The 13,736-nt window shown below is 37.2% G+C and carries 19 protein-coding genes; all 19 read left to right on the top strand.

The annotated features are described in order from the left end of the window. Positions 1-48: 48 nt before the first annotated feature. Positions 49-486, top strand: coding sequence for an aldo-keto reductase family protein (locus BMX21_RS06815; protein WP_177173957.1), 438 nt, complete (start codon positions 49-51; stop codon positions 484-486). 323 nt (positions 487-809) lie between these two features. Next, positions 810-1,004, top strand: coding sequence for a hypothetical protein (locus BMX21_RS06810; protein ID WP_092042670.1), 195 nt, complete (start codon positions 810-812; stop codon positions 1,002-1,004). A 146-nt stretch (positions 1,005-1,150) separates the two neighbouring features. Next, entirely contained in the window at positions 1,151-1,351 is a 201-nt protein-coding gene (locus BMX21_RS06805; RefSeq protein WP_092042667.1) for a hypothetical protein, read from the top strand. Between the two features lie 11 nt (positions 1,352-1,362). Next, positions 1,363-1,848, top strand: a complete 486-nt coding sequence (locus tag BMX21_RS06800; RefSeq protein ID WP_092042665.1) for a GNAT family N-acetyltransferase — start codon at positions 1,363-1,365, stop codon at positions 1,846-1,848. A gap of 108 nt (positions 1,849-1,956) precedes the next feature. Next, a complete protein-coding gene (locus tag BMX21_RS06795; protein ID WP_092042662.1) occupies positions 1,957-3,234 on the top strand; it encodes an AAA family ATPase in 1,278 nt (425 codons plus the stop codon). Further along, on the top strand, positions 3,224-3,856 hold the full coding sequence (locus tag BMX21_RS06790) for a hypothetical protein (protein WP_092042660.1): 633 nt from the start codon (positions 3,224-3,226) through the stop codon (positions 3,854-3,856). The genes BMX21_RS06795 and BMX21_RS06790 overlap by 11 nt, the downstream gene beginning before the upstream one ends. Positions 3,857-3,867: 11 nt before the next feature. Next, the gene (locus tag BMX21_RS06785) at positions 3,868-4,317 is read left to right on the top strand and encodes a GNAT family N-acetyltransferase (protein ID WP_092042658.1); all 450 of its coding nucleotides are present in this window, start codon (positions 3,868-3,870) and stop codon (positions 4,315-4,317) included. Between the two features lie 95 nt (positions 4,318-4,412). Further along, positions 4,413-6,488 (top strand): hypothetical protein, encoded by a 2,076-nt coding sequence (locus tag BMX21_RS06780; RefSeq protein WP_092042656.1) that lies wholly within the window; start codon positions 4,413-4,415, stop codon positions 6,486-6,488. Positions 6,489-6,822: 334 nt separating this feature from the next. After that, positions 6,823-7,464: a hypothetical protein gene (locus tag BMX21_RS06775; protein ID WP_092042654.1), complete on the top strand. Its 642-nt coding sequence runs from the start codon at positions 6,823-6,825 to the stop codon at positions 7,462-7,464. 11 nt (positions 7,465-7,475) lie between these two features. Then, positions 7,476-7,934 carry a GNAT family N-acetyltransferase gene (locus BMX21_RS06770; RefSeq protein ID WP_027215659.1) on the top strand — a complete coding sequence of 153 codons (459 nt, stop codon included), beginning with the start codon at positions 7,476-7,478 and terminating at the stop codon, positions 7,932-7,934. A 194-nt stretch (positions 7,935-8,128) separates the two neighbouring features. Next, positions 8,129-8,593, top strand: coding sequence for a GNAT family N-acetyltransferase (locus BMX21_RS06765; protein ID WP_092042652.1), 465 nt, complete (start codon positions 8,129-8,131; stop codon positions 8,591-8,593). Positions 8,594-8,635: 42 nt separating this feature from the next. Further along, on the top strand, positions 8,636-9,394 hold the full coding sequence (locus BMX21_RS06760) for a class I SAM-dependent methyltransferase (RefSeq protein ID WP_092042650.1): 759 nt from the start codon (positions 8,636-8,638) through the stop codon (positions 9,392-9,394). Further along, a complete protein-coding gene (locus BMX21_RS06755) occupies positions 9,394-9,597 on the top strand; it encodes a hypothetical protein (RefSeq protein ID WP_092042648.1) in 204 nt (67 codons plus the stop codon). Before BMX21_RS06760 ends, BMX21_RS06755 begins: the two co-directional genes overlap by 1 nt. Positions 9,598-9,601: 4 nt before the next feature. Continuing rightward, positions 9,602-10,618 (top strand): GNAT family N-acetyltransferase, encoded by a 1,017-nt coding sequence (locus BMX21_RS06750; protein WP_092042645.1) that lies wholly within the window; start codon positions 9,602-9,604, stop codon positions 10,616-10,618. Positions 10,619-10,620: 2 nt separating this feature from the next. Then, positions 10,621-11,208, top strand: a complete 588-nt coding sequence (locus tag BMX21_RS06745; protein ID WP_177173956.1) for a histidine phosphatase family protein — start codon at positions 10,621-10,623, stop codon at positions 11,206-11,208. 48 nt (positions 11,209-11,256) lie between these two features. After that, positions 11,257-12,336, top strand: coding sequence for a transglutaminase-like domain-containing protein (locus BMX21_RS06740; RefSeq protein WP_092042640.1), 1,080 nt, complete (start codon positions 11,257-11,259; stop codon positions 12,334-12,336). Between the two features lie 69 nt (positions 12,337-12,405). Next, positions 12,406-12,684 (top strand): type II toxin-antitoxin system RelE/ParE family toxin, encoded by a 279-nt coding sequence (locus BMX21_RS06735; RefSeq protein WP_022752804.1) that lies wholly within the window; start codon positions 12,406-12,408, stop codon positions 12,682-12,684. Positions 12,685-12,699: 15 nt separating this feature from the next. Further along, positions 12,700-12,996 (top strand): HigA family addiction module antitoxin, encoded by a 297-nt coding sequence (locus BMX21_RS06730; RefSeq protein WP_092042637.1) that lies wholly within the window; start codon positions 12,700-12,702, stop codon positions 12,994-12,996. A 562-nt stretch (positions 12,997-13,558) separates the two neighbouring features. Further along, a partial coding sequence (gene tnpA / locus BMX21_RS20175; RefSeq protein ID WP_442857322.1) for an IS66 family insertion sequence element accessory protein TnpA occupies positions 13,559-13,736 on the top strand: 178 nt, incomplete at its 3' end.

The following is a 13,736-nucleotide window of genomic DNA, read 5'->3' as shown; positions in this document are numbered from 1 at the left end:
CCGGAGATTTCAAGAGCAGGGATGTCCGAAACAGAGTTCTATGACCAGATGGAAAATCTCTTTTTCTGGTATGAAGATAAGGTGAGAGAAGGAAAAATAAGATCCTATGGCATTGCTTTAGAATATATGGGAAAAGAGCCGTTGGAAACAAAATGGCATTTTGAATTGGAAGAAATAAAAAGAAGAGCAGATATTGCCGGAAAAGAGAAAAGCAGTCTTAAGTATGTGATCTTTGAGTATAACATTGATTGCCCATATCTTCAGAGCACTGTGAGCCAGATGGTTGCAGGCGAGAAAGTAACATTGGCAGAAGATTGCCACAGATTGGGATTTGAAACCGTAGCCAGTATGCCATTTGCCATGGGAGATGCCTTAAAGAATCATTCGGTAAAAGAGCTACTTGAGTTTGCGTTAAGTGGCTCTGACCATGTAATTGTGGGCAGCAAGAATGTGAAACATATTGAAGAGATTCTAAAGTATATATAATATACAATAAGTATTTTTACTAGCACTTGGATGATAATTTTGGAAGCGGAGAAACAAGTTCATGAACTGGTATCATGCATCACCAATTAAAGATCTTAAGACCTTGGAACCACGCATTTCCAATCACGGAGTTCCGCTGGTTTATTTATAAAAGAAAAGAGAAAATGTTCTAGTTTATCTTAGTAACGCCGTTGAAAAATACTGCAAAGAGACAGGCTTTGTGCATGAAGGCTCGCTATGATATCATAAGGCATATGCTTACACTTTAGTAAGTGTGTGCCTTTTATTTTTGCTTGTAGAGATAAGGAGTGCTTTAAAGTATTATGGAAGATCTGCATTTTTTATATACAGCATTATTGGAACATCCAGCTTTTATCATAGGCGAAAAGGACAAGACTACTTTTGAAGAATTGTTTAAGAGTAGACTTGATCAGGCAAGCGACTTTGATTCTTTTATTGATACGACCATAGATATGACGGCTTTCTTTGGTGATGGTCATACAAGAAAGTCGGAGTAGACTTTTCAAAACTAGATGATAGACTCAAAGACTTTTCAAATCGGTACAAAGATGAACCAACAGACAAGCAGGCTTCATATGCATCTGAAATCAGGAGTGATGCAAAATATCTTTTAGCTAAAGCTGGTCTAGATACAGATCAACCTGTGTGGGAAATACAGGTTGATGAAGATGAGCTCATTGTTCTGATCATGGGAAAAGAACATAAGAAAATTGCTGAAGTTGAAGGAGAGCCTAATATCTGTGTCGTGGAAGTACCATCTAATCAGTGTCTGGGACTGTATAAGGCGGCTTTGTATGCAAGGAAGAATCAGATATCTTTAGCTCGATTATTGGTAGAAGGATAATATTATAAATTATGATGATAGATTTTATAGAGTTGACCCGTGATAATTACGCGGAAGCATGTCATGTAGACAGAGAAGATATTCCATCCGATTTTGTTTCTGGCATAGATGAAATAATGGAAATAACCGAATACGGAATCGCGCATAATTGCATAGGACATACCTATATTATTATGGTAGATGGTGTCTGTTCTGGTTATATATTACTTGGCGAAGCGCTTAGATGGGAAACTGATCCACCACAAATGCAAGAACAACCCTTTTACCGATTGATGGTTTTTGTTATAAGTAAGAACTACCGAAACAAGGGCATTGGTGGCGAAGTCTTAGAAAAAGTGATTACACAGATATACAAGGAATTTGGTGTAAGACCTATAGCTCTCGGATGCCATAGAGATAATTATAGAGCAGAAGAGTTTTATAAAAAGCATGGCTTTATCAAGACGGAGTATCTGGAAGGAAATGATTACTATTTTCTCAGGTATCCGGGGCAATAGAGAAAGATTAAAACGTAAAATATTTTATGTGTAAAATATTTGCACGAAAAATATTGTGATGCTATAATTATAGTGAACAATAGGAAAATCCTTAATGGAGGAACGGCTATGATTATAGAGATTAGGGCAAAAAACTGCTTCGCATTTGATGAACAGATTGCTTTCTCAATGAAAGCTGATATGCGTAATAAAAAATTTGCCTCAAATGTACATAAAGAAAATAACTTTAATGTCCTTAAGACAGCTGGAATCTACGGACCTAATAATGCAGGAAAAACCTGCCTTATAAGGTGTATTAAAGCTATAAAAAGTGTTTTACTGAATAAGAAAAATGGCCTTATGTCAAATATTTTTACAGACAACGATATCTGTGAACTTGGAGTCACTTTTTTATCCGGTGGAAGAAAGTTCTCGTATGATTTCAAGTACGATGTCAAGAAAGAGGCTTACGTCTTTGAATCATTTATAGAGGTGTTGAAAGATCAGTACAATAACGAAAAAGAAGTGTGCTGGCTGAAACGCGATACGCTCAATGAAGAATATGAGTGCATAGATACAGAGCTTTTGACAATGATGCCTGTTGTTGCAAAGAATAATGTTATTTTCCACCTTATTGATTCTACAAAATTTAAGGCACTCAATGAGATGAAGGAAGTTCTGGTTGGTTTTGCTGAAAAGATAGATGTTATCAATATGAATAATATCCCTATGGAGCATACCATCGACCTTATGAAAAACAAGAATCAGCTACAGCAGAAAGTTGTTGATTTTATTAAAAATGCAGATCTTTACATGGACAATTTTGAATATGTGGAAATGGGGAATGTAAAGCTTTCGTCTGGTGACGCTGATGAAAAGCCTGAGGAAAAAGTGCTGGATGTTCCAGATAGTGTAATGGATCAGATCAGACTGGTTTCTACATATAAGGGCGTTCAGGTTCCAAGTATGTTATTTGATTCTACAGGAACTAAAAAGATAGCAGCAATGGCAAGTTATGTTATTGAAGCGCTTGAGCAGGGACGAATCTTGGTAGTAGATGAGCTGGATAGCAGTATTCATTTTAAACTTACAAGAGCCACCGTCGCCATGTTTAATAATGAGCTCAATACTGATGCTCAGATGATCTTCACAGTACATGATATTAACCTTATGGATTGCAAACGCCTTTTCAGAAAGGAACAGATATGGTTTGTTGATAAGGATGAAAAGGGCGTTTACGTTTATTCATTGTCTGACTTTACCGCAGAAAATGGTGTGAGAGATACATCTGACATAATAGAAAAGTACCGAAAAGGAGCTTTTGCGGCGCTGCCTGATCCTGAACTGATAAATTCTCTGTTAAGTATAAAGGGAAATGTGAAGGAAGCAGTTGCAGATGGCGAATAGACTTCCTGATATATCGGACAAACATAAAATCTGCATTATCTGTGAAGGTAATGAGGAATATAAGTATCTGGAACATTTGAACAATTTACAGGTATGGAATGATGTTTATGAAATAGCCCTTGTTAATGCGGCGGGAAATGGTAATATTCCTGCTCGGTATCAGGATAAGTACCAAAATGGATCTTATGAAATTGTTCTTATATTCTGTGATACAGAAAAGAAACCATATGAACAATATGAAGATATTAAGCGAAAGATAAATGATTTCCATGGTGTCGATAACGCTGCTGAAGAAGTGATAATATTTGGTAATCCATGCACTATGCAGATTATATCTAAACACTGGACTGATGAGTTTATCAAAAGACCTGCGAAGGCTGTCAATGCACCGCTTATAGAGAAATATACAGGTGTTAAAGGTTACAAAGGTAGAGCTGATCAGATTGATCAGGTAATGAAGAGCATTGATACTGATAATTATACTTATATGAAAGAAAGAATCGGCAAGTTGCCTACAGACGATCATGTTGACGGCTCAAGCAATTTCAGCAAACTTGTGCAGTGCTTGGAATCAGATGATGTTAAGTGGATAGATAGAATTAATGATTCTATAGAAGCGTAAAGGATAATATAATGCGTATTCATGAAGTAGATTTAAATGAAGACGTTCTGGCTAAGCTGATCCGTTTTTCAGAGGACTGGGCAGCAGAGAACAGTTGCTACGGATATCGCCAAAATGACAGATCAGATATTGAAGGCAATAGAATATTTTTTGCAGAGGATAATGGCGATATAGTTGGGTATCTTTTTGGTAAAGTTTGTGGATCTAAGCAGATGAAATCCATTATGCCGGAGGGTACACCATACTTTGAAGTTGAAGAATTGTATGTAACTCCGAAGAAACGCTCCCAAGGCATTGGAGAGAAGCTTTTCAGTTTTGCTGAGGATGCTGTCAAAGCAGAGGCAGAATATATGGTTCTGAGCACTGCTACGAAAAACTGGAAGGCTATATTTCATTTTTATATTGACGAACTCAATATGAATTTCTGGAGCGCAAGGCTTTTTAAGAAGATAGAGAAATAAGACTTGGAGGACTGAAGGGGAATGGTAGTCCGTATGTGCTTGAGTTTAATGAGATTGCTCTTAGTTGAATGACATAATTTTTAAAGGACGTCAAAATGAGAAAAAAAGTAACTTCGGTAATTCTTATAGGCATGCTTATTATTTCTGCATGCTCTTTTTCCAATTCAAATAAAAATGATACAGAAGGTGCTGGGAGCACAGAATCAATATCGGATAAAGAAGCTGTTTCTGATAGCTCGAGTGAAGGAGCTACTGACGACGCGAATTCTATAGATGCATACGAAAGTCTTTGGACTACATTCGGAATCAGTGAAGAAACAATCTATGACAATGGCGGAATGATATTTTACTGCGAGGAATTTAGTGATAAGCATCTTTCCGGAAAGTTAGTAAATGTTGATTCGGGTTCTCAAAAAACGGCAGAAATACAATTTGATGATATTGATGTTGATGAAGATCGGGCTAAGTTCTATTTTGAGGATGAATGGGGCAATACTGGGAAAATGATTGTTTCTAAATCTGAAATAGTCATGCATATAACTGTTGAAGAGTTTGTTTTATCTGACAATAGCCCAAGTGAATTCAATATGGATTATGATTATTCGTTGGTAAAAGTTAGCGATGTAGATATAAGTGGCGAAAGAACTAAAGCGACTCAAGCTGCAACAAATGAGCCGGTAAGTATTCCTGAGTTTATCAGATACGAGGATAAGGATACCATTACGGGAAGCGGTGTTGATGGAGGAGAAATGTCTTTTGAAAAAAACATTTCTCTTGCATATTTGTCAGAAGAAAGTGAAGAACAGTTTCAGGCACTAGCTGATGTAATCTCGCAAGTAGCGGATGAAAAAAGAGCTTATATCAAAGAAGATGAAGATGGTTTCAATAAGGAAATAAAGGAAATTGCAGATGGAACATGGCAAATAGAGCATGCTGATGAAATTGGAGTTGTTGGATATCCTGAGAGGACTGTTCATGAAAGGACAGATTATTTACAGAGAGTAGATTCTGAGTATGTATGCATTCTTTCTGTTGAGGATGATTATGAGGGGCAGTTGAGTGTTTCTGCATATTATGAAACTTACAACTATAATGTCCATACCGGAGAGAATATCAAGATTTCTGATGTGATACCGGACAAGGAGACCCTAAGATATTATCTTGTTAGAGAGCTTTTGCTCATGGAAAAGGAGTATCAATATAGCTTTTATCCAACATTAAGTAAAATAGATGAATACATTATTTATGATTATGATGGCATAGTCGAAGATGAGTATTCCAGAGGATTTATATGGTATTTGGATAGTATTGGTGTGACTATTATTCTTAATCCTTATGATGTAGATAGAAATTCAGTTTGGATAACGATACCATACACAAGTGAACTTATTTCTGATAATTATCTTCCTTTTGAAGGTCAGGAAATCACTTCAGAATATAATTATGACCACCAGATATGGAATATGAATATTGAGCTTGGCAGAGATATCGAATACTATCTGCCGGTTTTTTCTGAAGACGAAAGCGTAAATGATATTTTTATCCAAGCTATTAAGACTCTGGAGTCTACTGGGTATATGCCAAATGGAGAGTACTGTTATGGTAGTGGGAGACAGGATTATGCTAAAGAAAAAGATGTGTCCTATCGGGATTCTGTAGCTGTTTGCGATGCTACCGGTGATGGAAAACCGGAACTTCTTATCAGAATAGAAGGCGGACATACATCCACTATATCGCAATGGATATTTTCATATAATGAGGAAAAGAAATGCTTTGAGAAGTTGCTGGTTGACTATACTATGGAGTATTTTGATGACGGAATAGTAAAGTGTGACTTTTCTCATGGAAGTATGTATGAGGATGATTTCTGGCCTTACGATCTATATCAGTATAACGATCAGACTAATGAGTATGTGTATATTGCATCGGTTAATTCAAAGCAGCTTCTTCACGATTATGAGACAGGAGAGCTTGATGATGAACTAAATAAAAATTTTCCATATGAAGAAGATAAGGACCAAGATGGAAAAGTCTACGATATCAGCATAGATGGTCAGGTTGTTTGGATGGATAATGCTGAATTTGAGGCTTGGCAGGCTGGTTATATAGAAGAAAGCAAGAGAATAAGCCCAGACTGGCATATAATAGCTAAGACAGCGGTTATTCATTGAACATTGTTAATTCCAAACAGGAGATTGTTGAGAAAGTTATCATAAGTCCGATTGGTTTTCCAACCGGACTTACTTATGTAGCTCATTTACTGATTAAATCTCTTTTTGGTCTTGATTATCATCGCTATTCATATATCTATTAATGATGAGGCATTTTGATCGAATTAAAGTTTGTAAATTTAGTAGAATAGCCTTTTTTACTGTGTTATTATAAGGCATATGCTTGCGAAATCGTGAGTATATACCTTTTATACTAGAATGTTAGAAAAATATACTATGAGTAAAGTGTAAATAGATAAAATGCAGTTTAAAATAATGATGTTAGGAAAGCAATATGAGCTCAGATAATAGAGATATTGTAAGGATAGATTCATACGATGATACCAGGTTTTCTCAGATGGTTCTTAATCAACACGGGGCTTATCTGATAGATGGAGAGCCTTATGAAGTTGAAATAATTGACAACATAACAGCAATTGTCAAGGGGAAGGATGCTTCAGTATATGTTGATTTAATCGAGGAATTCCGCTTTAATGCGCCTCATATTACAAGATATATTGATTCTGATAATAATCCTGTATCTGAATTTGAGCAGGAACAACTGGTAGAAATAAAGCTATCAGATATACAACCATCACAGTTTTTTATCGATGAAACCAAGTTAGAGGCTGTAAAAACTTTCGTTCATGACAAAAGCGATATTGTTATACAGGCTAAGCCTTGTAACAACCGTTATATATCTCTGGATGGGCATACAAGACTTTACCTTGCAGTAGAGCGAGGCTATGAAACAGTTAAGGCTGTTATATCTGAAAGCGATGAGTGGGTATGGCCCTTTGTTAATGAAGCAGTAAAAAGAGAAATCAAAACGCCAAAAGATATGCAGTTACTTACACATGAGCAGTATGAGATCCAGTGGAATCAGTACTGTGACAGTGTTTTTGAAAAGGATAATAAAACAGGAGAAGTATTTTAAAAGGTATAGAAATGATAGAAATAGTTGAGTTTACAAGAGATTACGTTGATAAAGTGATAGATTATGAAAAGAGATTACGTCAGGAAGAGCCAGATACATATTTCTGGGAGCCTGATAATGAGTATAGGGATAAAATCATAGCTTCTTTTTCAGATAAAAGATTTGTTAATGCAGTGTCATTTCTTGCGTTAGAGGGGGACGCTGTTATTGGCAGAATTGATGCTTCAATCGTATCAAGCCGAAATGATGGAGAGTGTTATGCAGCATACCTTGACTGGATATGTGTTCTCAAAAGTAAAAGGCATCTTAAGGTTGCTCAGATGATGCTTACAAAGCTTCGTGAAGAGCTGAAGAATAGAGGTACATCTATGTTGATAGCACTTATGGCGCGAAATGATGAAGCTCAGAGATTTTATAGAAGTGTAGAAAATGCAGAGATCCATGATGAAGGGATATGGATGAACATTTGATGAGGAAATGTTATGTTGGAATATCATGTGACTACTGACGTAGAAAAGAGCATAATATCTGACTGGAAATATGCTGGAGATTATTCAATCTATAATAGTATTCCCTATGAAGAGCAACTATCGAACCATATAGAAAGACAACGCCTATAGGGGAAGGTTTGTTCTATAGGATGCAGATTTAGAGGAACTGTGTGATGGATATTAAGCTTGTTTCTGAAAATGAAATTGACAATGCATTGGACCTTATCCTACGTGTCTTTATGGAGTTTGAAGCGCCAGATTATTCTTCAGAAGGTGTGGATTCTTTTGTAAATGATATTATTAAGAATGATGATTTTAGAAAAGGCTGTATCGAAGGTCAGTTCAAGATGTATGGAGCTTTCGATAATGGAAAAATAGTTGCTGTGATGACTATGCGAAAGCTTTCGCATATAATGCTGGCTTTTGTTAATAGAAATTACCAAAGACAAGGAATTGGAAGAATGCTTTTTGAGCATATCTGCAACGACATAAGATCAAATAATGACAATATTTCTGAAATAACTGTGAATTCTTCGCCTTATGGTTTGAGATTCTATAAAAGTCTTGGATTTACAAAAATATCTGAGGAACAGGAAAAGCATGGGATTAAATTTATTCCTATGGCATATAAGTTATGACAATATAGTAGTATTAGATTTATTGACAGCAGAGGTGATGTTATGGCGAAATTATACGACAGAGCAGACATATATGATCTGATAGAAAGTGATGCTCGAACTGAGATTATACGTAAAGATTGGGAGGAATTCCTAGGAAACAGAAAAATAGATACTGTCCTTGATGTCAGCATCGGTTCAGGCGGACTAACATTACCGCTTCTGGATCTTGGTATAGAAGTATACGGTTCAGATCTAAGTGAAGCTATGCTTTCTAAGTGTGCTACGAAAGCAAATAAAAAAGGAAAAAGTATCGAGCTAAAATGCAGTGACTTTCGTGATCTTTCCTGTTGGGAAGATAGGTTATTTGACTGCGTTGTTAGTTCCGGCAACTCTCTGGCATATGTCTCGAACGAAGACGTACTAAAGACTCTGGAGCAAATGGATGCTCATGTAAAACAAGGCGGTTTCCTATGCTTTGATTCTCGAAATTGGGAGATGATACAGCGTGAGAATCAGAGATTCTATTTTTATAATCCTATGTTCAAAGACGGCAATCGTATAAATCTGATCCAGGTTTGGGATCATAATAGTGATGGCTCCATTACTTTTAATCTGATCTATACTTTCGAAAGAGATAACCATATTTTCCAAAAGGAAGTTTTTGAGGAACACTATAATCCTTTTCCCAAGGACATGGTGATTGAGAAGATGGAAGCCATGGGCTATACGGATATAGAAATTAAGCCGTTTCCTTGTAACGTCCCAGAGACGGATTTTGACAAGATTGACTGGTACAGAGTGATCGGGAGAAAAAAATAATGGGAAAAATAGACCTTATTCCGGTAAAAGAGAATGAACTAGATAAGGAATGGATACTTGAAACAATACTTCAGGAGCCGAGAAACTGCCACTTATACGAAAAATGCGGATTTGTAAGATTCGGCGGCGAAGAGGTTGTTAATGATAAAATGACACTGATAACATACAGGCTTGAAAGAAACGCCCCTAGTAAAGAAGGATAAAACTATGAAAAAAGTATATCTAAAAGAAGCAAACATGGAAGATGTGCAAAAGGAGTATGAGTTTATTACTCAGCTTCCAGAGGACGAAAACGGCTTCACCAATAAGGATTATGGTTGCTCATACGAAGAGTTTGAAAAGAAGATTCTCCCGGGATATATAGATAAATCCAATGGAATAAACCTTTCTCCCGGACATGTTCCCGGAACAGAATACTTCCTGTGGGATGGCGATACGATCGTAGGACTTTTCAGGATCAGGCATCACCTGTGCGAAGCGCTTGCCAATGGCGCCGGCCACATAGGATATGGAATCAAAAAAGAATACCGAGGCAAAGGATATGCCAATGAAGGCCTGCGCCTGACTATAGAAAAGGCATGGGAGACCATTCCGGAAGACGAGATCTATATGTCGGTTCATAAGGATAACCCAGCATCTTTGAAAACGCAGCTTAAGAATGGCGCTTATATCCACCATGAAGATGACAAGGAGTTTTTTACCAGAGTAAAAAGACCTGAGGCAGACCTTAAATTAGTAGAAGCTGAGGACAAATATGCCGATGAGATTAGCGCATACAGACAGGAATTTCTGGACTGCGAAGACCACATGGATGGTTGCGGGTCTCTTAGAAAATATGAGAATCCGCTTGAGTACATTGAGAATTGCAGACAGAGGGCAGCAGCTGATGCTTCATCCAAGATTGGAGGGCAAGCCGTGCAGTTTTTGTGCGTAAGGAAGTCTGATGATCACCTTATCGGAATGATACAGTACAGATACGAAGCTGATCCGAAGTTCCGGATAGGTTATTCGGTTAGGCCTTGCGATAGAGGGCATGGCTATGCCAAGTGGATGCTCAGGCGCCTTTTGGCATGGCTTAAACAGCAAGGGATGTCAGAAGTTACTATAGCTTGTGAACCTTCTAACACTGCCAGTGAGCATGTAATTCTTAATTGTGGTGGCAAGCTTGTCGAAAGCTGCACTTATAAAGGAATTGAGCTACTTGTATATTCTTTGGAGATATGATGATGGAATTAGTATTAATCAGGCATGGTGAAAGCTTGGGCAATGCTTTGAAAGGTGAGTCTGCTGTTTATACGGGAAGATGGGACTGCAATTTGACTGAGCGGGGGTATCAGCAAGCGAAATCTCTCATTGGGAACCCGATTCTTGAAAACATAGATGCCTGGTATTCTTCGAATCTGATACGAACAATTGAAACAGCGAAGACTATAACCGACAGAGATATAATTGTAGATAAGCGGCTGCAGGAAAGATCCTTAGGCGAATTTGAAGGTTTGACCATAGAGAGTGTGAAAAAAGATCCTCGTTATATAAAGTATTTTACAGATCCGGAGTTTATGCAGTTTAGAAATAGCTTTACAGTTAAGGCTCCTGGCGGCGAAAACTATGGAGATGTTTGCGAAAGAGTTAGAGACTTTTTACAGGAATTAGTTAGTAAGGACTATAAGAAAGTTGCGATTGTTACTCATCATTGCGTGATTAGATGTATTGTGAAAATTCTCAATAATCTTTCGGAAGAAGAAACTTTAAGTTTTAAGGTCAATAACTGCGAGCCTATTAGTGTTCAGCTTAGAGATGATGCATTACATTGATATGCGAAGAAAAAATCAATAATTAGACTACCAAGGAGAAGACAAAACATGAAGAAAAGTATTTACGGAGTTTACAAAGGATCGTTCCTGGTTTCGAAGGCGGAGATATTTATTGGTGAAAAGGAAGATGGCGAAGAGTTTGTTCAGTTTTCACTTCTGGATATTGGACAGATACACGGCGACTTTGATGAGATCAAGAACATCACTGATCAAGAAGCTAATGTAGTCCTGATCAATAGTGGCACTCCATATGACGTGGCAATGGTGCTTAATGGTGATAAGCTTAATATTCATATGGAGCTTAGCGAAGAACTAAAATTTGATTTTGAACTTGATAAAATTTCTGATGAGGCGGATTTTTGCGAATCATATAGCATAATTCCCGAAGAAAATGTTGATTTTCTTAAGGCAAACAATGAATATTCAAGTGATGAGAAGCTTATAGATTATAAATATGAGTTCAATAATCCTGAAGTACTTGCTGAACTTGATAAAAGAGGTTTTGAGAGAGTTAAGGATTCATCTTTTTCGTCTATTTGGAAGCTGTTTACTAAGATGTGCGAACTATTTACACAGAATGGAATGAGCGTATTGAACCAAAAGAAAAGAGGAACAATTGCCAAAATGTTAGAAGCAGACGAGTTTGGCTCATGCACCAATTGTCGCGGCATGTCGATAATTTTTGCAGGGGTACTTAGAGCTAATGGAATCAAGGCATTTTATGAAGGCTTATTTAGCGCGGATTCAGATGATAGAGAATGCCATATAGTTAATGAGGTCTATGTGGAAGAATTTGGAAAATATATTTTGTTTGATGCTTCTTTGTGCTCTGTATATAAGCTTGATGGCAAGTATCTGAACTCAGTTGAATTGAAAGACGCAATCATAAATGGCAGAGCAAATGATGTTGTAGTTGAGCGCTGCAATGATAAGAAAAAACAATCAAATGTTGAAATCCTGTCATATTACAGCAAGAACCTTGTTCACTTTATGCGCTGCATTAACAGCAGTGAATCCACTGATACAACAGAGGATAATACTGTTGTTTTGTCTCCGGTATCAGCAATAGAGGAGTATGGAAATAAAGGAATTATTACTACTGACATTGATAAGTATTTTGCGGCATGATTCATGTGAATATTTATTAAGGGTAGAATTGGAATTGACACCTGACACGTTACAAGGTACAATTATATTATGATAAAATCATTTACACATAAAGGACTAAAAGAGTTCTTTGAAACTGGATCAAAAAAAGGAATACAGCCTGATCATGCACCTAAATTAGCCAGAATGCTTGATAGATTGGATGCTAGTACTAGTCCACAAGATATGAATTTGCCTGGATATCGGCTACATCCTCTAAAAGGTGATATGAAAGAAATGTGGTCAGTTACAGTAAATGGAAACTGGCGAATGACATTTTACTTTGAAGGGCAGGATGCCTATCTTGTAGATTATATGGATTATCATTAAGAAAGGAGCATCAAGATGACACGTAAACCAACACACCCAGGATCGGTGTTTTTAGAAGATGTAATGAAACCCTTGAATTTATCAGTAACAGACGCGGCCAAAATGTTAGGTGTTAGCAGAAAAGCACTTTCTGAATTTATAAATGAAAAGACTTCGCTAAGTCCGGAGATGGCACTGCGTATTAGTAAAGCTACAAATACTTCTGCAGAGAGTTGGCTTAACATGCAACTTAAATTGACATTATGGAAGGCAAGCCAACATGAACCAACAAATGTTATTCCATTCCCATTACCTGATGTTATGGAGGGATGAGATTTTATTTGAATTTGCGCGCCAGTCATTGTTACAACATTGTAAGATGGCTGGCGCTATTTTTTATTGACCGCTCGCCAATCCAAGTGCTACAATCATCCAGGAAACGAAAACATTGATTTGCTCACTTACGAGCAGAAAGGAGGACAATTATGACATCAAACATGAATACTAATTACGCAACTATATATACAAGAGGCATGGTTGTCCTTAGTCTCATAGGCTGATATTTCTACCAGCTTTTTCCATGTAAAGGATTTAGAACCACTCGGCTTAGAATAATCTTTATTCGACTGAAGATGACGAGTCAGTACACTAAGACAACAATATGACCTCTAACGTTAATCAGAGGTGTTTTTGGCATGCCCAAAACGCCCACGGAGGTTTTATTTTGATACAAATAAACGGAAAATACGCAAATGCCAGGATCATGGTAAGCGCGAAAAAATTAGGTGGATCGCTACCGCAATTAATTAGGTTCATAATGGATTCGAATAACGTACATTTTACTATGTTTAAAGTCGAATGATGAACATTTCACTACGACTTGGAAGGAGCTGTTATGTCGAATCCAAAGAAACCACAACCTCGCAGAACAGATGAGGAATGGTACAGACTCATTATGGACTGCAGAAAGAGCGGGCTATCCGATTCTCAGTTTTGTCAAGCAAATGGAATTCCTAATTCTTCGTTTTCTACTGCTGTCAAACGTCTACGCAAGAAATCTTTCGCGATTCCTG

The organism is Butyrivibrio sp. TB, assembly GCF_900110805.1.
In the GTDB taxonomy this organism is placed as follows: domain Bacteria; phylum Bacillota; class Clostridia; order Lachnospirales; family Lachnospiraceae; genus Butyrivibrio; species Butyrivibrio fibrisolvens_C.
This window is presented reverse-complemented; position numbering and strand designations above follow the sequence as displayed.

Bases quoted from the DNA above. Each gene is read 5' to 3' on its own strand.
- BMX21_RS06770 (WP_027215659.1), top strand. From the start codon at position 7,476: ATGATAGAAATAGTTGAGTTTACAAGAGATTACGTTGATAAAGTGATA.
- BMX21_RS06750 (WP_092042645.1), top strand. From the start codon at position 9,602: ATGAAAAAAGTATATCTAAAAGAAGCAAACATGGAAGATGTGCAAAAG.
- BMX21_RS06740 (WP_092042640.1), top strand. From the start codon at position 11,257: ATGAAGAAAAGTATTTACGGAGTTTACAAAGGATCGTTCCTGGTTTCG.
- BMX21_RS06780 (WP_092042656.1), top strand. From the start codon at position 4,413: ATGAGAAAAAAAGTAACTTCGGTAATTCTTATAGGCATGCTTATTATT.
- BMX21_RS06810 (WP_092042670.1), top strand. From the start codon at position 810: ATGGAAGATCTGCATTTTTTATATACAGCATTATTGGAACATCCAGCT.
- BMX21_RS06755 (WP_092042648.1), top strand. From the start codon at position 9,394: ATGGGAAAAATAGACCTTATTCCGGTAAAAGAGAATGAACTAGATAAG.
- BMX21_RS06745 (WP_177173956.1), top strand. From the start codon at position 10,621: ATGGAATTAGTATTAATCAGGCATGGTGAAAGCTTGGGCAATGCTTTG.
- BMX21_RS06800 (WP_092042665.1), top strand. From the start codon at position 1,363: ATGATGATAGATTTTATAGAGTTGACCCGTGATAATTACGCGGAAGCA.
- BMX21_RS06815 (WP_177173957.1), top strand. From the start codon at position 49: ATGGAAAATCTCTTTTTCTGGTATGAAGATAAGGTGAGAGAAGGAAAA.
- BMX21_RS06735 (WP_022752804.1), top strand. From the start codon at position 12,406: ATGATAAAATCATTTACACATAAAGGACTAAAAGAGTTCTTTGAAACT.
- BMX21_RS06760 (WP_092042650.1), top strand. From the start codon at position 8,636: ATGGCGAAATTATACGACAGAGCAGACATATATGATCTGATAGAAAGT.
- BMX21_RS06765 (WP_092042652.1), top strand. From the start codon at position 8,129: ATGGATATTAAGCTTGTTTCTGAAAATGAAATTGACAATGCATTGGAC.
- BMX21_RS06790 (WP_092042660.1), top strand. From the start codon at position 3,224: ATGGCGAATAGACTTCCTGATATATCGGACAAACATAAAATCTGCATT.
- BMX21_RS06785 (WP_092042658.1), top strand. From the start codon at position 3,868: ATGCGTATTCATGAAGTAGATTTAAATGAAGACGTTCTGGCTAAGCTG.
- BMX21_RS06795 (WP_092042662.1), top strand. From the start codon at position 1,957: ATGATTATAGAGATTAGGGCAAAAAACTGCTTCGCATTTGATGAACAG.
- BMX21_RS06775 (WP_092042654.1), top strand. From the start codon at position 6,823: ATGAGCTCAGATAATAGAGATATTGTAAGGATAGATTCATACGATGAT.
- BMX21_RS06730 (WP_092042637.1), top strand. From the start codon at position 12,700: ATGACACGTAAACCAACACACCCAGGATCGGTGTTTTTAGAAGATGTA.